Raw genomic sequence first — 21,824 nt, 5'->3', positions numbered from 1 at the left:
ACAAGGACATGACCGTTCATTTCATCGGCGCTGGTCCGGGTGCCGCGGATCTCATCACCGTGCGCGGCCGCGACCTCATCGGAAAATGCCCCGTTTGCCTCTATGCCGGCTCGATCGTTTCGCCGGATCTTCTCGTCTATTGCCCGCCGGGAGCGCGGATCGTCGATACCGCCCCCATGTCGCTCGACGAGATCGAGGCCGAATATCTGCGCGCGGCCAATGCCTGCGAGGATGTCGCGCGCCTGCACTCGGGCGATCTATCGGTCTGGAGCGCTGTCGCCGAACAGATCCGCCGCTTGGATAAGCATGGCATTGCCTACACGATGACACCAGGTGTTCCGTCCTTTGCCGCCGCCGCCGCCGCGCTCGGCCGCGAGCTGACTATTCCCGAGGTCGCGCAGAGCCTGGTGCTGACCCGCGTATCCGGCCGGGCGTCGCCGATGCCGGGTGGCGAGACCTTGACGCAGTTCGGTGCCACGGGCGCCACGCTTGCCATCCATCTCGCCATTCACGCGCTTGACCGGGTCGTCGGTGACCTTACGCCGCTATATGGGGCCGAGTGCCCCGTCGCCATCGTCGTGAAGGCAAGCTGGGAGGATGAGCGGATCGTGCGCGGGACGCTCGGCGATATCGAGGCCAAGGTGGCCGCGGAGCCGATCGAGCGGACGGCGATCATCTTCGTCGGCCCATCCTTGTCGTCGACCGATTTTCGCGAGAGCTCGCTTTACGATGCGACCTATCAGCGTCGCTTCAGAGGTCGACAGTAAAATCGCCGCAAGACTTGGACTTCTAGCCGCACAATTGCCGGCTTTTCTGCCTCGCGCGCCGGGCAATCGGCGTGCGGTAAGGCTTAATGTTATCCACAGCGTCCAATATCCCCGAAGATTGCCCTGAAAACCCGGCTCGAGTGGTAAACGAGGGATTAACCAATTGGATTAGCTTGGTTTCGTGATCCCGTTACAATGGCGTTGCTACAGTATTTACTAGGGATGACGTTGCTTCGTCTATGCCAGAACAATACGGGATTTGGCACTATACCGTGAGGCGAAAACACAAACGATTATTATCGTTAAGAAACGGTATTTCTAAAGAATAATTGCCATACGCTTCTTGGTTGATGTTTTTGCTTCGGAGTAAAAATTAATTCCTGTTTTTATCTATAGGCGGTATAATTTTATATACTGAGCATTTTTAATCTAAATCTGACGAAATATTTTGTATTGATTGTCACTACTGATGTATGTAGGTTCTTAATAAAGTAGAAACCACACGCCATAAGTGATCCAAAACGGATAAACTACTTTGCTGACTTAATACACGCCGATGTCCCCCGAGTATTGCATTTCGTTGCGAATGGTCACCTCTAACACTATTGAGTATGAGGCTAGTATGAATTACGTACCTTCGGAATTTGAAAGCGGACGCACGCCTGTCAACAGACTTCAGGCCGTTGCCGTGGCACCCAGAGCTCTCAGCGAACTGGGCGAAGTAAAGGTTATCGGCGAGGACCGGTGCCTGCTTATCATCGACGGCAGAACACTCGAGCGGGAATGCCTCGCGACGACGCTGACGCAGAACGGCCTTGGCATGAAGGCTTGCGCGGTGGGCTCGGTGGCGGAATGGCGGCGCAAGAAAGATGCAACGCAGCGCGTCAAGGCGGTGCTGCTCAACATCACCGGCCGTGCGTCGAGCGATGGCGCTCTTTACGAAGAGATCGCCAGCATCGCCACGGAACTCGCACCGGCGCCGGTCGTCATCCTCGCCGATGGTGACGATCTCAATCAGACGCTCCGGGCGATCGAGCATGGCGCTCGCGGCTTCATTCCCACTTCCGTGGGCATCGAAGTTTGCGTTGAAGCCATCGGGCTGGCCGTTGCGGGCGGCACCTTCATCGTGGCGGGCAAGGCCTTCACATCGTCGGCTCCTGTCGACAACGCGCCACGGCAGAAAGAGCTCTCGCGCATGTTCACGCTGCGCCAGGCCGAAGTCGTCCAGGCGTTGCGCAAGGGCAAGGCGAACAAGATCATCGCCTATGAACTCAATCTGCGCGAAAGCACCGTCAAGGTTCATATCCGCAACATCATGAAGAAGCTGAAGGCGACCAACCGTACCGAGGTTGCCTACAAGCTGAACGATCTGTTCCAGTCCGACTCGCGCTGGAGCGCATCGGCGGACTAGGACGTGGACTCGCAAACTGAATTGATCCAAATTCGTGTCGCAACGAGTTTCAGTGCAGCAAGGTAATTGTCAGGGCGACGGTCGTAGCGCGTGGCCAGGCCCCGCATGTGTTTGATACGATTGAAGAACCTCTCCACTTGGTTTCGCTGCCTATAGACCCAGCGACTGAAGCTGAAGCTCTGCTTCCGATTTATCTTTGTTGGGATGTTAGCCCAAGCCTTGCGGCCTTTCACAAACGCTCGGATCGCATCCGTGTCATACGCTTTATCTGCAAGTAGCGTCGTGCCTGGTTCGATGTCAGATATCAGCCTCTCAGCGACCGGAGCATCCGCTGCCTGGCCTGCTGTCAGCTCCATTCGTAACGGTCGGCCATCCGCATCGACCATGGCATGGATTTTGGTCGTCAGGCCGCCGCGCGAACGTCCCATGCAAGGATCGGTAGAGCCCCCTTTTTTGCGTTGGCACCATGCTGGTGAACGCGCACACACGACGAGTCGATCATAACTATATCGCCGTCGTAACGCCTTGATACCGCTTCAAGAAGTCGGTCCCAAACGCCGGCTTTACGCCAGCGCGAGAACCGATTGTAAAGTGTAGTACGAGGGCCGTAGCGCTCAGGGATATCCCGCCAAGAGCAGCCAGTTCTGAAACGCCACAAAATGCCATTGATCACCCGGCGGTCATCAACACGTTCGACACCACGGCTCTTATTCGGCAAAAGTGGTGCGATAATCGCCCACTCTTCATCGCTAAGTTCATGACGGCGCATATCAATCTCCTTCCAAGGACATTGAATCATCATCCTGACTAAAGCGAAACCCTTTAATGGGGACGCGACCTAGGTCAGGCTAGGCGGTGCCATCCGTGCTGACCGGGTGGTTCTCGCTGATGGCGCCGGATGGGCTCCGCGATCCTTTGTCACCTGTTCGTGTTTCCTGGCCGTCGGGGTGTACCCGGCGGCCAAGAATTTGTCGGTAGCCCTTCTTCGAGAACGGCTGGAACAGCTGACCAATAAAGTTGTCGGCGACGCGGCCGCTGATGCCGATATCCGTCGACGGGCGGCGGTCGGGATTGAAGTAGGTGCCGAACAGCTGATCCCACAAGACCAGGTTCTCGCCGTAGTTCGTATTGCCCTCGGCCAGCACTCGCGAGTGGTGCCAACGATGCAGGCCCGGCGTGCTGAAGATCAGATCGAGCGGCCCCGTGCGCACGTCAATATTGCAATGGGTGAGAAGGCCAATAAAGGCCGTCACGGCGCCGATCCATAAAAACACCGGCAGCGGTGCGCCCAGGAGATAGAGCGGAAGCTGGCTGAGCGCGATCTTGAAAAGCGAGTCCATGAAATGGAACCGGCCGGTATTCACGACCCAGAGGCGCTCGACACTGTGATGAAGGGCATGAAACCGCCAGAGCGACAGGATCTCATGGGCCGCGCGATGGGCGACGTATAGTCCGAATTCGGCGATTACCAAGCCGAGGACCACCTGAAGCGCCAGCGGCCAGTTGCTGGGCCATATATCGGGCAGGCCGACAACAAAGGGATGCGCAACGGTCGCGACCGCCATCGGCGCGGTCGCACCCAGTGCGGCGGCCAGCTGAACACCACCTTTGCTCAGCAGCGTGTGGGCGACGTCATTGAACGTCTCGCCGTCCCGCTGCAGCCATTGCTTTTCGAATGGCATCACGCGCTCGAAAAGCGCAATTGCGCAGACGATCGCCAAGTACACCACGTTGAACCACAGCAGAGGCGCGTGGCTCTGAAAGGCGAACCCAGCGCCTATCAGCCCGGCTGCAAACAGCGCTGGCCACAGCATCCATGAAAGCAGCGCGTGGGTGATCGATGCGCTCTTGTCGGTCACGTGTTATCTCCGCCAAATCTCGAAGTCATTCGTTGATACACTACGATTGTGGCTCGTATGCAATATCGCGCGTTTAAGCAACCGCGCGGACAAGCACACCGCGTCAATCGCCTGCCGCATCCTTAATGTATACTGGACCAAAACTAGCCATTGTTCCCTATGCAACTTCTTGCTAGGTGCACAGCATCATCAATGCCGCATCCAGGCTGCCATATCATGCATTTCCGCGCTTCAGACACCTCGCCCAACCCGCTCGTTGGTATTGCACTGTCATGCGCAGGCTATTCGCTGTTTGCGATCCAGGATGCGATCGTGAAATGGCTGGTTGCGGACTATGCGGTGCCGCAAATTCTATTCATTCGTAGCGTGATCATCGTTGCGGTCGCGGGCTTCATGGTCAGGCGCTTGCGCCATCCGTCCATCTTGAAAAGCGCGCATCGCGGTTCGCTCGTCCTGCGCGCCCTGCTCATGCTGGGCGCCTGGATGGCATATTACTCGGCCGCCAGGCATCTCGGCCTTGCCGAGATCACGACCTTATACTTCTCGGCCCCCATCATCGTTATCTTCCTTTCCATCTTCGTATTGAAGGAAAACGTAGGCCCGATGCGATGGTTTGCCTGCTTTGCGGGCTTCGCCGGCGTCATACTTGCCGCCAATCCTACGCATTCGCCAAGCCTTGCGCCGACGCTCATGGTGCTGTTTGCAGGCTTTTGCTGGGCGTGGAGCACGGTGCTTGTCCGCTTGGTCAGCCGCTTCGAGAGCACGTTCAACCAGATGATGGCGACAAGCTTCCTTTTCGCCATCGCTTGCGGGATCATGCTGCCGTGGGTTTGGAAGTCGCCCGATCTTGCCGGCTGGGTGTTGATGCTGGGGCTCGGGGCTGTATCGGCGCTCGGCCAATTCCTGCTCTATGAGGGATACCGACACGCGCCGGCGTCTACGCTTGCTCCCATGGAGTATAGCGGCCTCGTCTGGGCGTTTCTCTTGGGCTACCTCATCTGGTCAGAAGTCCCAACGGTGAACGTCGTTGCCGGCGCGGCTGTGATCGTCTGCTCTAGCCTCCTGCTTGTGTGGTGGGAGCGTCGTGCCGTACTTGCCAGCCGCCGCCTGATCGCCTGATCGTTTCGCGCCAAAGTGCTATTGCTGGTCGTCGCGCTACGCGAGACACAGGTGCAGCCGAAAGAATACTTCCGGTTGCCGTTCTTTCCTTATCCATTATTATAAGTAACGCCATTGTAATTATCGGTATATCCGAAATGATGACGCCTCAGCGTGAATATACCGATGTCAATGATTGGTGTTTCTGTTAGGTTTGTTGCTGCTGCTGCTCGCTTCAGTCTTCGTCGTTTCATAATGAAATTTGACTATTGCATCGCTGAATTTTTGCGCTTAGCATTGTTTCACGTTAATAATAAAGTGAACGAGAGCAATATCGTCGAGTGTGGCTTCCTTAGAGTGTATGTATAGTGTCCGGAAATTTCTTTTCCGGAGGTGTTTTTTGTGTGCTTTCGGGGGAAGAAATGAGAAAACAACTAAAAATCGGCGCTCACGCCGATCCAGGTCCTGGAGAGATACTTCACGGACCATGCCTTGAGCGCCTCTCCGCCGTTCACCCTGCCTTTGGTCAATTCACATTTAAGCTCTCGCTGTCGTTGATAAATAGCAGATCAGCGCATGAGGCCGCTCGTCGGCGACATTCGCTGCTGAGAAAATCTCACCGATCGCGCGCTTTTTTGCGTTGCGGTTCCGCCAAGCGGCGAGCTGACATCTGAGCGCGCAAGCTGCTCTTCATCGCGACATGAGTGAGATGACATTTGAGGCGCATGCTGATGACAGAGGGACTTACGAAGATCTTGCTCGCTGATAGTCAGGCCGTTCGATGCGCGCAGGCTGGGATGGCCCGCCGGCCGTTGCGCGCGAGACAGCTCGCTCTTCTATCGATCGATCGGGCGCGAAATAAAAAGGGACGCCAGTCCTGTGTTCGCAGCGTCGATAACAGAGGTCGATGACGATGGCGTGGAAGAGTGCGCGCAAGCGTAGCGTTACATTTCGCAAGCGCCGCCAGCGGGATGAGCCCTTCGCCTGGAGCATGCAGCCCTATCGTGAGACCGGGCCACGGGTCATGACCTGCATGGCGCTCGTGATGCCGGAAAATGGGTCCGGCCTTGGGCGTGCCCATAATTGGATCGTTCTGATCAGCAACGAGATCAAGGCCCGTGCCTATCAGCAAATGACGGTTGAAATGCAGGGCGGGTCATTTGGCTTCGATGGCGATGACGACGATCCGCTGGACGAGTGACGGCGCCACAGAAGTGAGCGTTTCGATGAGTAAATTCGCTCTATTTTTAAGTATAGAATCGTAATTGTTAATTTTAATATTGAATATACATTTACTCTTAAGGTGGTCGGCGCTGCCGTTGAATGAATAACTCCTGTTTGTCGGTGAAGTTGCCGATAGGCGTAAAGCCTCCACAGCTTTCGTATCGTGATTTTATGACCAATCCTCGGTGTGTCGCGACCGCATGTTTCCAAGCTTGAGAGCCCTGTCGTCGTTAAAATATTATACTACCGGAGCGGTCGACATTTGTTGGCATCTAAAGCGCCTACTCTAGGTTTGTATTTTTGAGGATTTACTCCAACGCCAAGTCGTATAATCGACAAGACTGTGATGCGAGACGTATTCCTACTTTGAAATACTAAATAAGGAGTATTCCTGGGCGAATTGTTGGGTGTATTAATCTTGTGTTAACTAGACTGGCGGGTTGAGGATAAACGTTATGACCATGCCAGTGGAACACAGCTGGAGCGTGCGGCTTTCAGCCAGAAATGATCGACGGTGGTTTAGCTTCAATGCTGTCGCGACCACTTACGTTGCGGCCATCCTCGATTTCGCGGTGTTATTCTTCGCGAGCGCCGGAGGATACATGCTTTATGAGCAGGTATTCTTGGGGATGGATGACGACCTGTCACGATATGCTGGTATTGGCCTGCTGGTCGCGACCGCTTTCGTTCTTGCGATGGGCGGCGCCCACGCCTATCGCCCGGCCGGGCTACTGTCGTTTCGCAGACAGATGGCAATTGTTTGCACGTTTCTGCCAGCGGTCGTTGCGTTTCTTCTTGCGATTGTCTTTTTCCTGAAGATTGGCACGATGGTGTCGCGTGGCGCGATAATCTCCGCAGCCGTGCTGTCGTTTGGCGCACTGACGACGCTGCGGCTGGTGTGGTACTCTTACCTGAACCGTGCGGTCGCTCATGCAGCTTTTCCAACCAGGCGGGTGTTGTTGATCTGCCCCGATTCCACGCCGGTTGAGCCTCTCATCCACAAGGCTGCACTTGGCGGCTTGTCCATCAAGCATACGATGTACCTCCGCGGCGTCGATGAGCCTCCTTACCTGCTGCATGAAAAGCTTCAGAAGAACGGCATCGCTGATGTCGATGAGGTTCTGGTTGTCTGGGGCGACTACGCCAACGCCGCTGTTCTCGAAGAATGCCTCTCGGCATTGCGTGAGTTCTGCGTACCGGTCAGCGTGATGTTCTCCGGTCTTGTTGGCGATATTGCCCAGGGTTTTGCTCAAGATATCGGCGAGAACCGGGCATTCCAGATCCATCGCCCACCGCTCGGCCTGGTCGAGCGTATCGTGAAGCGCCTGTTCGATATCGGCTTTTCGATTGGCGCGCTGACGGTAACCCTGCCGCTCTGCGTCCTCGTAGCGATCGCCATCAAGTGCGAGAGCCGCGGTCCCGTCTTCTTCATGCAGTGCCGCAAGGGGCATAATGGAAAGCCGTTCAGGATCCTGAAGTTTCGCAGCATGACTGTCATGGAGGATTCCGGCGACATTCGCCAGGCGACGCGCAACGATCCGCGCGTTACCCGCGTCGGCGCCTTCATTCGCTCAACGAGCATCGATGAACTGCCGCAGTTCTGGAACGTACTGCGCGGCGAGATGTCCGTGGTCGGTCCGCGCCCGCATGCGCTGGCGCATGACGATCTCTATGGAACGCTGATCGCCCAATACGCCTCTCGCCGGCATGTGAAGCCAGGCCTGACGGGCTGGGCGCAGATCAACGGGCACAGGGGCGAGACCCCCACCGTCGACCGGATGGCCGACCGGGTGCGGCACGACATTTGGTACATCAACAATTGGTCGTTGTGGCTGGATCTCAGGATCGTCGTGATGACGGCGATCGGCTTACAGGATCGGAGCAACGTCTACTGAAATTTCGTCGTCAATCCTGGTGTTTGCGTTGGTTGAGAGGTGCGTAGGCGATGATACTTGTGACTGGGGGAGCCGGCTTTATCGGCTCGAACTTTGTGCTGGATTGGCTGGCGGAGCACGACGAGCCGGTCGTTAATCTCGATGCACTGACCTATGCGGGCAATCTGAGTAACCTGCGGTCTCTCGAGAACGATCCGCGCCATATCTTCGAGCATGGCAACATTGGCGACGCGGCACTTCTGAGCGATCTCTTTACGCGCCACAAGCCCCGGGCCGTCGTCAATTTCGCGGCCGAAAGCCATGTGGACCGTTCGATCCACGGGCCGGAAGATTTCATCCAGACCAACATTCTCGGTACGTTTCGTCTGCTGGAGGCCGCGCGCGCCTATTGGGGTGGCCTCCAGAACAAATCAGATTTCCGCTTCCTGCACGTGTCGACCGACGAGGTCTTCGGGACGCTGAGCGCCGATGCCCCCGCTTTCAACGAGGAAACCAGCTATCGGCCCAACAGCCCCTACTCCGCCAGCAAGGCGGCGAGCGACCATCTGGTTCGCGCCTATTTCCATACCTACGGGCTTCCAGTCGTCACCACCAACTGCTCCAACAATTACGGTCCGCTGCATTTCCCGGAAAAGCTCATTCCGTTGGTGATCCACAATGCGCTGAAAGGCCGTCCTTTGCCAATCTATGGCGATGGCATGCAGATCCGTGATTGGCTCTATGTGAAAGACCACTGCAGCGCGATCCGTCGCGTGCTGGAGGCCGGGCGCCTGGGCGAAACCTATAATATCGGCGGCTGGAACGAGCGCGCCAACATTCACGTCGTCACGACGCTCTGCGAGGTTCTCGACGAGCTGCAGCCGCGACCCGATGGCAAGAAATACAGCGAGCAAATCGCCTTCGTGACCGATCGCCCTGGGCACGACCGGCGCTACGCGATTGATGCGCGCAAGATCGAGGCTGAGCTCGGCTGGCGGCCGGCCGAGACCTTCGAGAGCGGCATTCGCAAGACCGTCCGATGGTATCTCGACAATGCCGACTGGGTCGAGAACGTGACCTCAGGCAGCTACCGCAACTGGGTGGAGAAGCAATACGCATGACCGTGCTGCTTCTCGGAAAAAACGGGCAACTGGGACGCGGACTTCAGCGCACGCTGCTTCCATTCGGCAATCTCGTCGCAGTCGCGCGCGACGAACTCGATCTCGACAAGCCGGAAGCAATAGCCGACCGTCTTGATGCCATCCGCCCTGACATCATCGTCAATGCGGCGGCTTATACGCAGGTCGATCTGGCCGAAACGAATTCCGATGCGGCGTTTCGCGTTAATCACCAGGCCGTGAAGGCGTTAGCGGATTACGCCCGCCGGTGCGACGCGTTGTTGGTTCACTATTCGACGGACTATGTCTTCGACGGCAGACAGGAGACGCCCTATCGCGAGAGCGACGACACGCATCCTTTGAATGTCTACGGTCAGTCAAAACGCGCCGGCGAGTTGGCGATCGCCGAGTCCGGTTGCCGGCATCTTTTGCTTCGCACGAGTTGGGTCGTGTCTGCCGATGGCACGAATTTCGTGAAGACCATTCTGCGCCTGGCGCGCGAGCGTCCGAACCTGCGGATCGTCGCGGACCAGTTCGGGGCTCCGACGGCGGTCGAGCTGCTCGCCGATGTCACTGCCCTTGCAATTGCCGCGAACCGGCGCGGTGGACTTGCCGACGGGACGTATCACCTGACCGCATCGGGACGAACAAGCTGGCACGGGCTCGCCCGGCATATTGTCCAGAGGGCGATCGAGATCGGCTTCGTATCGGCGGTCGATCCCGCCGATATCGAAGCAATCACGACCGAGGAGTTTCCGCGGCCTGCCGCGCGGCCGCGCAATTCGTCGCTCAACACGGATGCTTTGAGTGCTGCCCTTGGGCTGACCCTGCCCGAATGGACGGTGCATGTGGATCGCGTAATTGATCAATTGAGGGAACGGGAGTGGCCGCTGTGACCCGAAAAGGCATCATTCTCGCCGGTGGATCCGGCACACGTCTTCATCCCGCGACGCTGGCCATGAGCAAGCAGCTCTTGCCTGTCTTCGACAAGCCGATGATCTATTATCCGCTCAGCACACTGATGCTGGCGGGCATCCGGGACATTCTGATCATCTCGACGCCGCTCGATATTCCTCGCTTCGAGCAGCTGCTGGGCGATGGCAGCGCCTGGGGCGTCAAGTTTTCCTACGCCGAACAGCCATCGCCGGATGGCCTGGCCCAGGCCTTCATCATCGGCGAGAAGTTTCTCGATGGCGCGCCGTCGGCGCTCGTGCTCGGCGACAATATTTTCTACGGCCATGACCTGCCGATCCTTCTGGCAAGCGGCATGTCGGTTGATCGCGGCGCGACGGTTTTCGCCTATCACGTGCTGGATCCGGAGCGGTATGGCGTCGTCGAATTCGACAGGCGCTTCAGGGCGGTCTCGATTGAGGAAAAGCCGGCGGAGCCGAAATCGAATTATGCCGTGACGGGCCTCTACTTCTACGACGAACGCGCCGTCGAATTCGCCAAGTCGCTACGCCCTTCGCCGCGCGGCGAGCTCGAGATCACCGATCTGAACCGGCGCTATCTCGAGGATGGCAGCCTGACCGTCGAGATCATGGGCCGCGGCTACGCCTGGCTGGATACGGGAACGCATGATTCACTGCTCGACGCCGGGCAATTCATCTCAACGCTGGAGCGACGCCAGGGGTTGAAGGTATCCTGCCCCGAGGAAATCGCTTTTCGAAGCGGCTGGATCACCGGCCGCCAACTGGAGCAACTGGCGGCGCCTCTCTGCAAGAACGGATATGGGAAATACCTGATGCGACTTCTGGCGGAGGCGGGCTGACCGATGAAAGTCTCTTCTCTGGAAATTCCTGAGGTCCTGCTGATCGAGCCCACCGTCTATGGCGACGAGCGCGGCTTCTTCTTTGAAAGCTTCAACCAGGCGCGCTTCAACGAAGCGGCCGGGGTCGAGGTTTCATTCGTTCAGGACAATCACTCCAAGTCGGCCAAGGGCGTGCTGCGCGGGCTGCACTATCAGATCAGCCAAGCCCAGGGAAAGCTGGTACGGGTGGTCGAGGGCGAGGTCTTCGACGTATCCGTGGATCTGCGGCGATCCTCTCCGACCTTCGGGCACTGGGTTGGTGAAATCCTGTCGGCGGACAACAGGCGCCAGCTCTATATCCCGCCGGGCTTCGCGCACGGCTTCGTGGTTCTGTCCGAAACCGCGCAATTTCTCTACAAGACGACTGATTTCTACTCGCCGCAACATGAGCGCGCCATTATCTGGAACGACCCGACGGTGAACGTCGCCTGGCCGATAGAGGTACCCCCCACCCTTTCATCCAAGGACGCGCAGGCGCCGTTGATGAGAGATGCGGATCTTTTTCCGTAACGGCGGTTCGCGATCATAGTTGCGTCGGCGCGGAAAGTTGCCGATCATCGGCCTGACGTCTCTCACTCCACCAGATATCGTTGTCCTTGGTCCTTTCCGGATCGGTTTTGGTGTGTCACATAAGGTCGGCTAGCCATCGCCACTGGGAGGACGATTGTCGGAATGAGGGGAATTCGCCAACTGGCCAAGCATCTCGATATTTCGATCGGGACCGTGTCGCGGGCGCTGAATGGCAAACCGGATGTGAATGAGGAGACCCGCAAGCGTGTGCTGGCGGCGGCCGAAGAGCTTGGCTATGTTGCGAACCAGTCGGGCCGAAGCCTGCGGCAGGGTACGACCAACGTCATCGGCCTGATGATCGAGTCCAGCAAGGAAACGGTCGAAAACGCCGACAACTTCTTCCTGGGCCTGACCGGCGGTCTGCAAAGCGTGCTTTCGCGCCACAAGCTCGATCTCATCATGCTGCCTTGCCCGAATGACGAAGACCCGCAGGAGTATCTGAAGCGCATGGTGGCGCGTCGTGTTGTCGATGCACTGATCATTTCCGCCACGCAGCGCATCGACAAGCGTATCGATTTCCTGGCCAAGGCGAAGATACCCTTCGTCGCGCTTGGCCGTAGCTCGTCCGGCGGCAATTACAGCTGGATCGACCTAGATTTCGAAGGCGTCGCGGCCAGCGCTGTCGATCGCCTCGTGTCGAAGGGCCATCGACGGATCGCGATCGCGGTCCCATCGAGCGACGTCAATCTCGGCTACATCTTCCTCGATGCCTACCGCCGCTCGCTGGAACGCCACGGTATCGCCTATGATCCCGAACTCGTCATTCGCGCGAAGTCGAGCGAGCAGGGTGGATATCAGGCCGGTCACGAGCTCATCCGCCTCGATCCTCGGCCGACGGCAATCATTCTGATCTACGAACTGATGGCGATCGGGCTTTACCGGCGCATGGTCGAGGCAGGCATCATTCCAGGCCGGGATCTTGCCGTCATCGGCTTTCGCGAAGAGCCGCGCGCCAGGTTCCTGCAGCCGGCACTGACATGTTTCCGAATGTCGCTGCGCGATCTTGGCGCCGAGCTTGCGGAAACGCTGCTCGCGACCATGCCCGCCTACGCGGATTTCTATCCCGGTGGCGCGCGCAACACGATTTGGCCGCTTGAGCTCGTTGCGGGCGAGAGCGATGCCTTCAGTCTCAACATCTGAATTTTCTCGAAAGCCAGCCCATGCAACCGCGCGAATTCCTCAAAGATCTCTTCTCCGCCGCAGTCAAGGCGGCTGATCCGTTGACAGGCATCACCGCCCATCTTCCAGCCAAGCCGAAGGGACGAACGGTGGTGATCGGCGCCGGCAAGGGCGCGGCACAGATGGCCCAGGCGCTTGAGGGTGTCTGGGACGGTCCGCTCGAGGGCGTTGTGGTAACGCGTTATGGCTATGGCTGCGAAACCCGAAACATCGAGATCCTTGAAGCCTCGCATCCCGTGCCTGATCGCGCCGGCCTCGTGGCTTCGAAGCGGTTGATGGACGCGGTGAGCGGGCTTGGCGAGGATGATCTCGTCATCGCGCTGATCTGCGGGGGAGGGTCCGCCCTGCTGCCGTCGCCGCCGGAGGGGCTGACGCTCGAAGACGAGATTGCCATGAACGAGATCCTGCTCGCCTCGGGCGCGCCGATCTCCGCGATGAACGTGGTGCGCAAGCATCTGTCGACGATCAAGGGCGGCAGGCTGGCGGCGGCCACAAAGGCGCGTGTTGTAAGCATGGTCGTGTCGGATATCCCCGGCGACAACCCCGCTTATGTCGCTTCGGGCCCGACGGTTCCAGACAGCTCGACGCGGCACGATGCGCTTGACATCATCGCGCAATACAAAATGCCGCTGCCGCAGGCCGCGCTCGATTTCCTTGCCACGCCCGCCGCCGATGCGCCGAGCCCGGATGATGCGGTTTTCGGCCGCCACGAACATCACGTAATCGCCTCGGCCGGCGTCTCGCTAGAGGCCGCGGCCGCGCTTGCCAGATCGCATGGGGTGGAAGCCGCCATTCTGTCGGATTCCATCGAGGGCGAATCCCGCGATGTCGCTTCGGTGCATGCGGCGATCGCCCGTGAGGTCCTCTCCAAAGACCGACCGTTCCAAAAGCCGGTCGTTATTCTCTCCGGCGGCGAGACGACGGTGACGCTCCGAGGCAAGGGCGGAAAGGGCGGCCGCAACGGTGAGTTCGCGCTCGCCATGGCGTTGGCGATCCAGGGCCACGACATGCATGTGCTTGCCGCTGACACCGATGGCATCGATGGGTCGGAAGACAATGCGGGCGCCTTCGTGGATGGGAAGACGGTCGAACGATTGCGCGCCGCCGGTCTTGATCCGCGACGTCTTCTCGATGGCAATGATAGCTATAGCGGCTTCGCTGCTATCGGTGACCTGTTCGAGACTGGCCCGACGGGAACCAATGTCAATGACTTCCGCGCGATCCTGATCCGCTAATCGAAGAATCGAAACCTGATCTGGCAACCTGCGTTCCAGCCGGAACGCGGGCGCAAAATAGCGCGAAATTTTTTCGTGCTGCGCTGCGGCGCAGCAGGCGTTAAGGCCCCGCATTTGCAGATGTTTTCCGCAGCATTTTTTGTCTGATCGCGTGGGATTGACAGCGAGAAACGTTTCCGCTTAGTATCGTAAACGTTTACGGGACAAGTTTCGGGAGGAAAGCCAGAAACTGTCCACGGGAGGAAATCGTGACATTGAATGCCGTTCTCTGCGGTTGCGGAGCCATGTCCAAGGGCTGGTTGCGCGCCATCAAGGAAACCCCGGCTCTTGCAGCCGAGATCGAGGTCAAGGGCCTCGTCGACGTCAATCCTGCGGCGGCTGAAAAGCTCGCCGAGGAATTTGGTTTGAGCGGTGCCGTGATCGGCACTGATCTCGCCGACGTCATCGCCAAATCCAAAGCCGACATCGTCTTCGACGTGGTCATCCCGACCGCGCGCTTCAACGTCGTGTCGACAGCGCTGAAGGCCGGCTGCCATGTGCTGAGCGAAAAGCCGATGGCAACCTCGCTTGCCGAAGGGGCTGCCCTCATCGATCTCGCCGCCGAAACCGGCAAGGTGCACGCCATCATTCAGAACCGCCGCTTCATTTCGGGTGTTCGCCGCATGCGCCGTTTCGTTGAAAGCGGTGCCATCGGCGATATCACCGGCATCCATTGCGACTTCTTCCTGGCACCGCATTTCGGCGGCTTCCGCGAAGAGATGCAGAACGTGCTGCTGCTCGACATGGCGATCCACACCTTCGATGCCGCGCGTTTCGTGGCCGACAAGAAGCCGCTCGCCGTCTACTGTGTCGAGCGCAATCCGAAGGGTTCCTGGTATCAGCACGGCGCTTCCGCCAACGCGACTTTCGAATTCGCCGATGATGTCGTCTTCACCTATCGCGGTTCCTGGTGTGCCGAAGGCGAGCGCACGAGCTGGGAAAGCCAGTGGCGCCTCGTCGGCTCCAAGGGAATGCTGACCTGGGATGGCGAAGAGGGCTTCAAGGCCGCGACCGCCGGAAGCGAGCCCGGTCTGCTGCACGGCTTCACGCCGGTCGATGTTCCAGCACCTGAACATGACGAAGAGACACACGGCCACGCCAGCGTGATCGCGAGCTTCGTCGAGGCGATCAAGACGGGCAAGCGCCCGGAAACAGCAAGTTCCGACAACATCAGAAGCCTCGCCATGGTCTTCGGCGCGATCGAAAGCGCCAAGACCGGCAAGCGTATCGAAATTTCAGCATAAGGATTGAGATTGTGAGCAACCCCGCCAAGTCCATTCGTATCGGAACCATGGTCAGCGCCTCCAAGGGCGGCGCCGACAAGCGGATCGGCCAGATCGCCGATATGGGCTTCGAAAGCTTCGAACCCTTCTTCTGGCAGACGACCAACGGCCAGAACCTTGCCGAGGTCGGAAAGCGCTGCGTCGACGCCATCGGCGACCGCGATATCACGATCTCGACGCTTGGCATGTTCGGCAACCCGCTCGAAACCACCGATATCGATCTCGACACGCTCCAGGGCTGGAAGGATTGCATCGATAACGCACATCACTTCGGCGCCACCTGCGTTGCCGGCTTTACCGGCCGTATCCGTGGTAAGGTGCTGACCGACAGCCTGCCGCGCTACAAGGAAATCTGGAGCGAGCTTGCCAAGCGCGCCGCCGACAAGGGCATCAAAATCGCCTTCGAAAACTGCGCGATGGACGGCAACTGGCAGACGGGCGACTGGAACATCGCTCACAATCCGGATGCCTGGGAACTGATCTTCAACGAGACGCCTGACGATAACATCGGCATCGAATGGGAGCCGTGCCATCAGATGGTCTATCTGATCGAGCCGCTGCCGCAGATCCGCAAGTGGGCGTCGAAAATTTTCCACGTTCACGGTAAGGATGCAACGATCCGCTGGGATGTCATCAAGGAGCATGGCATCTTCGGTAAGGAGAAGTTCGTGTTCATGCGGACGCCGGGCTTTGGCGACAGCAACTGGACGGACATCATTTCGGAACTGCGCCTCGCCGGCTGGTCGGGATCCATCGACATTGAAGGTTGGCACGATCCTGTTTATCGCGACGCGCTCGAGATGACCGGCCAGGTTCATGCGCTGAACCATTTGAAGCATGCCCGGGGCGGCGACTTCGTCGTCGATCCGGTTTGATGATATCGCGGCCGGCAAGGAGGAATTGCCGGCCTACGATCTAGGATAACCACAAAGGAGGAGAACCATGGCTATCCGTAAATTTGCAATGATCGGCGCACTTGCGCTGGCGGGCGTGTCGCTCTTCGGTCTTGCCGCCAAAGCCGAAGACGTCACCCTGACCCTCTGGTCGCTCGACCGCGACATTCAGCCGGCGCCGAACCTGATCAAGGAATTCAACGATCAGAACAACGGCATCAAGATCGAATACCGCCAGATCCAGTTCGACGACGTCGTCAGCGAATCGATGCGTGCGTTTTCGACCGGCAAGGCGCCTGATATCATCGCCATCGACAACCCGAACCACGCGATGTTCGCTGCCCGCAAGGCCTTCCTCGACCTGACCGACATGATCGCCAAGTCGACCGTCATCAAGCCCGAGAACTATTTCCCCGGCCCGCTGAAGTCCGCCACCTGGGACGGCAAGCTCTATGGTGTGCCGAAGGCGACCAACACGATCGCGCTCTACTATAACAAGGACATGTTCAAGGCCGCCGGCCTCGATCCGGAAAAGCCGCCGCAGACCTGGGACGAGCTGGTTGCGGACGCCAAGAAGCTGACCGATCCGTCGAAGAACGTCTACGGCTTGACCTTCTCGGCCAAGGCCAACGAGGAAGGCACCTTCCAGTTCCTGCCATGGGCGCAGATGGGCGGTGCGACCTACAAGACGATCAATGCTGACGGTGCGGTGAAGGCGCTGACGGTCTGGAAGCAGATCATGGACGAGAAGCTTGCTTCTCCCGATACGTTGACCCGCAGCCAGTGGGATTCGACCGCCACCTTCAACGCCGGCAATGCGGCCATGGCCATCTCCGGTCCGTGGGAAATCGACCGCATGCTGACCGACGCCAAGTTCGACTGGGGCACGGCGCTGTTGCCGGTTCCGCAGGAAGGCGCGACACGGTCTTCGGCCATGGGCGACTACAACTGGGCGATCTTCTCCAGTTCCAAGCATCCGGCGGAAGCCTTCAAGGCGCTTGAGTTCTTCGCCTCCAAGGACAACACGATGTATGAGAAGTTCGGCCAGCTGCCGGCTCGCTCCGACATCGCCATCCCGCCGACAGGCAACAAGCTGAAGGACGATGCGCTGAAGACCTTCGTCGAGCAGCTGAAATATGCCCAGCCGCGCGGTCCGTCGCCGGAATGGCCGAAGATTTCCAAGGCAATCCAGGATGCCATTCAGGCCGCGTTGACCGGCCAGATGTCGCCGAAGGATGCGCTCGATCAGGCCGCCGAAAAGATCAAGGCCGTCGAAGAGTGACATATCAGGGCAAGCGGAGCGTGCATGACGCGCTCCGCCTGTCCGACCCCAATGGCGTTCTCGCCATCCCACCGTTTCCTCCCGGCGGGGGCTGTCTTCCGCGCAAGCGCCAGGCAGCCCCGTTCGGAGCTTAAGGGGTATCCATGAAGAGGCTATTTTCCAGCATCACCGATGGCCGCGGGTTCGACATCACGCTTGTCACCCTGCCGCTCATCTTCCTGTTCGTGCTCTCGGGCCTGCCGCTCGTCTATAACATCGTCATGAGTTTCCAGGAGGTCGACATGTTCAGCCTCGGGACCTTCGTGCGCCCCTTCGTCGGTTTCAAGAACTATGTCGATCTGTTCAAGCAGCCTGAAACGCTGCCGATCATCTATAACACCGTGCTGTTCGTCGTCGGCTCCATCGCCGGCCAGTTCCTGATCGGCTTCGGCCTGGCGCTGTTCTTCTGGGTGAACTTTCCGGGCGCCTCCTGGCTGCGCGGCCTGTTCCTCGTCTCCTGGGTCATGCCCGGCCTCGTCGTCGGCGCGATCTGGAACTGGGTGCTCTCTGGCGATTTCGGCGTCTTGAATTTCATTTTGCGTGAAAGCGGGTTGATCAGCTCCAACATCTTCTGGCGCTCGGACCCCAATTTCTCGCTCTGGGCCGTCGTTATCGCCAATATCTGGCTCGGCACGTCCTTCAACATGATCCTGCTCTCCGTCGGCCTTTCTTCCATTCCCGGCGATCTCTATGAGGCGGCTGAACTCGACGGCGCCAATGCCTGGCAGCGCTTCTGGACGATCACGCTTCCGATGATGCGCTCGACCATCGGCGCCATCGTTTCGCTCGGCCTGATCTTCACACTGCAGCAGTTCGACCTGTTCGCGGCCATCACCGATGGCGGGCCGAACAATTCGTCCAACGTCACGCAATACTGGGCCTGGGACCTGTCCTTCCGGCAATATGACTTCGGCAAGGGCGCCACGATCTCCGTCATCATGATCGTCTTCGTGATGTTCGCCTCGATCGTCTATGTCCGGTCGACAAAACATGAGGTGCGCGGATGAGCGATACCAACCGCAACCGCCTGATGCTCTTTATTGCGATCGTCCTGGCGGCAATCTATCTCTTCCCGCTCTACTGGATGTATATCACGGCGCTGAAGAGCGGCTCCGAGATGTTCGCCAATCCGCCGAGCTTCTGGCCGTCCTCGCCGCAATGGGGAACCTACGCCTATGTGTGGGAAAGCCGGAACATGGGGCGCTATCTCTGGAACTCTGTCGTCATCGCCTTCGGTTCCGTGGCGCTGATCACCGTGCTCGGCGTCGGCTGTGCCTATGTGCTGGCGCGCTATCGCAACATGTGGGTGGATATCGGCCTGTTCCTCATCCTCATGCTGCAGGTCCTGCCGGCATCGCTGATGATCACGCCGATCTTCGTGGGCTTCTCGCAGTTTGGGTTGCTCGACTATCCGCGCTTTGCCGTGATCCTGGCGATCGCCGCGAAAAGCATGCCGTTCTTCGTGGTCCTGGTGCGCGCCACCTTCATGGCCGTGCCGATGGAGCTTGAGGAAGCAGCGCTGGTCGACGGCAACTCCCGTTTCGGCGCCTTCTTCAACATCGTGCTCCCGCTTGCCCGCAACGGCATTCTCGTCAGCGCGATTCTGATCTTCATGCAGGCCTTCGGCGAGTTCGTCTATTCGAAGTCGATGATCCAGGAAGCAGAGCTTCAGCCCGCCAGCGTCGGTCTCAACTCCTTCATGGGGCCGAATACCAGCGAGTGGAACAACATCATGGCCTACGCCACGATGTATGTGACGCCCGTTCTCGCCATCTTCGTTCTCTTGCAGCGCCGCATCGTATCCGGCCTCACCTCTGGAGCCCTCAAATGACCAATCAGATCGAGCTCAGCGGCGTCAACAAACATTATGGCGCCTTCCACGCGCTGAAGAACATCAACCTTGAGATCGCCAAGGGCAGCTTCGTGGCACTCGTCGGGCCGTCGGGCTGTGGCAAGTCCACTTTGCTGCGCTCGCTCGCAGGCCTTGAAAGCATCTCCGAGGGCGATCTGAAGATCGCCGGCGAGTTGATGAACAACGTGCCGCCGCGCAAGCGCGACGTCGCCATGGTGTTCCAGTCCTACGCGCTTTATCCGCACATGACGGTCGAGGAAAACCTGACCTACAGCCTGCGCATCCGCGGCGTCGCCAAGGCCGAGGCCAAGAAGGCAGCGGCCGATGTCGCGGCGACGACCGGGCTCTCCAACCTGCTGAAGCGTTATCCGCGCGAGCTCTCCGGCGGCCAGCGCCAGCGCGTGGCCATGAGCCGCGCTATCATCCGTCATCCCAAGGCCTTCCTGTTCGACGAGCCGTTGTCGAACCTCGATGCGGCGCTGCGCGTTCACATGCGCAAGGAAATCCGCGCGCTGCACGATCGGCTCGGCGCGACCTCCGTCTACGTCACCCACGACCAGATCGAGGCGATGACCATGGCCGACCACGTCGTCGTCATGCGCGAAGGCGTCATCGAGCAGCAGGGCAAGCCGCTCGAGCTCTACGACACACCGGCCAACAAATTCGTGGCCGGCTTCATCGGCTCGCCGGCGATGAATTTCATTCCCGGTGTCGTGCAGGCGGACGGAAGCGGGCTGGCAATCGACCTTGGAACGGTCAAGCATACGCTGCCGAGCAATCGCCAGCTGCAGCCTGGCCGCAAGTTAACCGTCGGTATCCGCCCGGAGCATATCGGCATCACGGCGACAGGGCAGGGGACATTCGACATCCCCGTCGACGTTGTCGAATCCACCGGCTCGGCCACCTTCATCACGGCGGCGACCACGCCGGAACTGACGATCGTCGAGACCGGTCGCAGCACGGCCCGCGGTGGCGAGACGATCGGGGTGACCATCGATCCGGCACAGGTGCATCTCTTCGACGACGCGACCGGCGTCCGTATTTGAAGGAACAAGGCAGCGGCGGCACACGCCGCCGCTGCCTGATGATTTACCGCCCGCCTTCGAGCTTGCGGTGGCGCTGGTTCGTTCCACCGACCCCGTAGGGATAGTCGAAGGGGTGCGGCGCGCTGATCTCGGTGAGGCGGCTCATCTCCTCGTCCGAGAGGCTGATCTTGGCCGCACCGAGGTTGTCCGCCAATTGCTCCGTCGTCCGGGCGCCGAGGATGACCGACGTCACTGCCGGCCGCGCAGCGGTCCAGGCGAGCGCAACCTGGGCCATGCTGCAACCCTTGGACTTCGCGATGTCTTCCACCGCACCGATGATGTCCCACGTCCGCTCCTGCGCGTTGCGCTGGTCGTAGGATTCCATCCCGCGTTTGGGATTCTCCCCAAGCCGGGTCGCACCCGTCGGCATCTGGTCACGGCGGTATTTGCCTGTCAGCCAGCCACCGCCAAGAGGCGACCAAGGCAGCAGTCCCATGCCTGCATCCTGGCAGGCCGGCACGATCTCGAGCTCGATATCGCGCACGAGCAGGCTGTACTGCGGCTGCAGCGTTACCGGCCGGGTGTAGCCGCGTGCCTTGGCGATTTCGGCTGCCTTTGCGATATGCCAGCCGAGGTAATTGGAGAAGCCGTAATAGCCGATCTTGCCGCTGGAGACGGCATCATCGAGGAAGCGCAGCGTCTCCTCGATCGGTGTCAGGGCGTCCCAAGCATGCATCTGGTAGAGATCGATGTGCTCGACGCCGAGACGTCGAAGCGAGTCGTCTAGCGCGATGTTCAGATGCCGCCGTGACAGTCCGATGTCATTCGGTCCGCTTCCCATAGGGAAACGTCCCTTCGTGGCAATCACTGCCTGGCGGGCCTCGGTGGGTCGTGCTTTCAGCCAGCGGCCGATGATCTCTTCCGAAACGCCAGCGCTATAGACGTCGGCGGTGTCGATGAAGTTGCCGCCCCATTTGAAATAGTCGTCGAGTATCTTGTGCGAGGTGGCTTCATCGGCCTCCGCGCCGAAGGTCATCGTTCCCAGGCAATATGGCGCGACGATTGTCCCGCTTGGTCCAAGCTTTCGATAATCCATTGAACATCCTCCGTGTCGAAATGGGTTTCTCTATCTGGATCGCCGACCTCTCGATTAGGTTAGGTTATTACGCGTCACGAGGCTAGACACCGGCCATCTAATAAAAACAGATACTTAGCCAGCCTCCGCGACATCTCACATGACACAAACGTCACGCCAAACTGACACTT

The 21,824-nt window shown here is 59.1% G+C and carries 19 protein-coding genes and 1 pseudogene; 17 read left to right on the top strand and 3 right to left on the bottom strand.

Annotated features, from left to right (window positions below):
- The first annotated feature begins 8 nt into the window (after positions 1–8).
- Positions 9–767 (top strand): precorrin-4 C(11)-methyltransferase, encoded by a 759-nt coding sequence (cobM, locus tag ACVTFQ_RS25140; protein ID WP_113177483.1) that lies wholly within the window; start codon positions 9–11, stop codon positions 765–767.
- A 622-nt stretch (positions 768–1,389) separates the two neighbouring features.
- Positions 1,390–2,178 (top strand): response regulator transcription factor, encoded by a 789-nt coding sequence (locus tag ACVTFQ_RS25135; RefSeq protein WP_018896496.1) that lies wholly within the window; start codon positions 1,390–1,392, stop codon positions 2,176–2,178.
- On the opposite strand, the pseudogene ACVTFQ_RS25130 reads toward ACVTFQ_RS25135, so the two are convergent.
- Positions 2,175–2,947: pseudogene (locus tag ACVTFQ_RS25130) on the bottom strand (IS5 family transposase). The gene ACVTFQ_RS25135 and the pseudogene ACVTFQ_RS25130 sit on opposite strands and share 4 nt — an antisense overlap.
- A gap of 79 nt (positions 2,948–3,026) precedes the next feature.
- Positions 3,027–4,037 carry an ornithine lipid hydroxylase OlsE gene (olsE, locus tag ACVTFQ_RS25125; RefSeq protein WP_113177484.1) on the bottom strand — a complete coding sequence of 337 codons (1,011 nt, stop codon included), beginning with the start codon at positions 4,035–4,037 and terminating at the stop codon, positions 3,027–3,029.
- 216 nt (positions 4,038–4,253) lie between these two features.
- Here olsE and ACVTFQ_RS25120 point away from each other — a divergent pair, with 216 nt between their 5' ends.
- From ACVTFQ_RS25120 to ACVTFQ_RS25050, 15 genes are all read left to right on the top strand, one after another.
- Positions 4,254–5,156 (top strand): DMT family transporter, encoded by a 903-nt coding sequence (locus ACVTFQ_RS25120; RefSeq protein ID WP_313760521.1) that lies wholly within the window; start codon positions 4,254–4,256, stop codon positions 5,154–5,156.
- A gap of 892 nt (positions 5,157–6,048) precedes the next feature.
- Positions 6,049–6,336 (top strand): hypothetical protein, encoded by a 288-nt coding sequence (locus ACVTFQ_RS25115; protein ID WP_146618453.1) that lies wholly within the window; start codon positions 6,049–6,051, stop codon positions 6,334–6,336.
- A 478-nt stretch (positions 6,337–6,814) separates the two neighbouring features.
- Positions 6,815–8,254: an exopolysaccharide biosynthesis polyprenyl glycosylphosphotransferase gene (locus ACVTFQ_RS25110; protein ID WP_113177485.1), complete on the top strand. Its 1,440-nt coding sequence runs from the start codon at positions 6,815–6,817 to the stop codon at positions 8,252–8,254.
- A 50-nt stretch (positions 8,255–8,304) separates the two neighbouring features.
- Positions 8,305–9,354 (top strand): dTDP-glucose 4,6-dehydratase, encoded by a 1,050-nt coding sequence (gene rfbB, locus ACVTFQ_RS25105; RefSeq protein WP_113177486.1) that lies wholly within the window; start codon positions 8,305–8,307, stop codon positions 9,352–9,354.
- Positions 9,351–10,247 carry a dTDP-4-dehydrorhamnose reductase gene (gene rfbD / locus ACVTFQ_RS25100; protein ID WP_113177487.1) on the top strand — a complete coding sequence of 299 codons (897 nt, stop codon included), beginning with the start codon at positions 9,351–9,353 and terminating at the stop codon, positions 10,245–10,247. The genes rfbB and rfbD overlap by 4 nt, the downstream gene beginning before the upstream one ends.
- Positions 10,244–11,122, top strand: coding sequence for a glucose-1-phosphate thymidylyltransferase RfbA (gene rfbA / locus ACVTFQ_RS25095; RefSeq protein WP_113177513.1), 879 nt, complete (start codon positions 10,244–10,246; stop codon positions 11,120–11,122). The genes rfbD and rfbA overlap by 4 nt, the downstream gene beginning before the upstream one ends.
- 3 nt (positions 11,123–11,125) lie before the next feature.
- Positions 11,126–11,671, top strand: a complete 546-nt coding sequence (gene rfbC, locus ACVTFQ_RS25090) for a dTDP-4-dehydrorhamnose 3,5-epimerase (RefSeq protein ID WP_113177488.1) — start codon at positions 11,126–11,128, stop codon at positions 11,669–11,671.
- Between the two features lie 162 nt (positions 11,672–11,833).
- A complete protein-coding gene (locus ACVTFQ_RS25085) occupies positions 11,834–12,871 on the top strand; it encodes a substrate-binding domain-containing protein (RefSeq protein ID WP_047505132.1) in 1,038 nt (345 codons plus the stop codon).
- Between the two features lie 20 nt (positions 12,872–12,891).
- A complete protein-coding gene (locus tag ACVTFQ_RS25080; protein WP_113177489.1) occupies positions 12,892–14,145 on the top strand; it encodes a glycerate kinase type-2 family protein in 1,254 nt (417 codons plus the stop codon).
- Positions 14,146–14,393: 248 nt separating this feature from the next.
- Positions 14,394–15,428 (top strand): Gfo/Idh/MocA family protein, encoded by a 1,035-nt coding sequence (locus ACVTFQ_RS25075; protein WP_112949559.1) that lies wholly within the window; start codon positions 14,394–14,396, stop codon positions 15,426–15,428.
- An 11-nt stretch (positions 15,429–15,439) separates the two neighbouring features.
- Positions 15,440–16,342, top strand: a complete 903-nt coding sequence (locus ACVTFQ_RS25070; RefSeq protein ID WP_313760525.1) for a sugar phosphate isomerase/epimerase family protein — start codon at positions 15,440–15,442, stop codon at positions 16,340–16,342.
- 67 nt (positions 16,343–16,409) lie between these two features.
- Complete coding sequence (locus tag ACVTFQ_RS25065; RefSeq protein WP_113177491.1) at positions 16,410–17,642, top strand: ABC transporter substrate-binding protein; 1,233 nt, start codon at positions 16,410–16,412, stop codon at positions 17,640–17,642.
- 143 nt (positions 17,643–17,785) lie between these two features.
- Positions 17,786–18,688: a carbohydrate ABC transporter permease gene (locus ACVTFQ_RS25060; RefSeq protein ID WP_313760527.1), complete on the top strand. Its 903-nt coding sequence runs from the start codon at positions 17,786–17,788 to the stop codon at positions 18,686–18,688.
- Positions 18,685–19,512, top strand: a complete 828-nt coding sequence (locus ACVTFQ_RS25055; RefSeq protein WP_018896480.1) for a carbohydrate ABC transporter permease — start codon at positions 18,685–18,687, stop codon at positions 19,510–19,512. Before ACVTFQ_RS25060 ends, ACVTFQ_RS25055 begins: the two co-directional genes overlap by 4 nt.
- Positions 19,509–20,579 carry an ABC transporter ATP-binding protein gene (locus tag ACVTFQ_RS25050; RefSeq protein ID WP_113177492.1) on the top strand — a complete coding sequence of 357 codons (1,071 nt, stop codon included), beginning with the start codon at positions 19,509–19,511 and terminating at the stop codon, positions 20,577–20,579. The genes ACVTFQ_RS25055 and ACVTFQ_RS25050 overlap by 4 nt, the downstream gene beginning before the upstream one ends.
- Positions 20,580–20,622: 43 nt before the next feature.
- Here ACVTFQ_RS25050 and ACVTFQ_RS25045 read toward each other — a convergent pair whose 3' ends face one another.
- Positions 20,623–21,654 carry an aldo/keto reductase gene (locus ACVTFQ_RS25045; RefSeq protein ID WP_113177493.1) on the bottom strand — a complete coding sequence of 344 codons (1,032 nt, stop codon included), beginning with the start codon at positions 21,652–21,654 and terminating at the stop codon, positions 20,623–20,625.
- Between the last annotated feature and the right edge of the window lie 170 nt (positions 21,655–21,824).

The organism is Rhizobium sp. O111, from assembly GCF_055616315.1.
The sequence above is the reverse complement of the archived record's forward strand: the minus strand, read 5'-3'. Positions and strand labels throughout refer to the sequence as shown.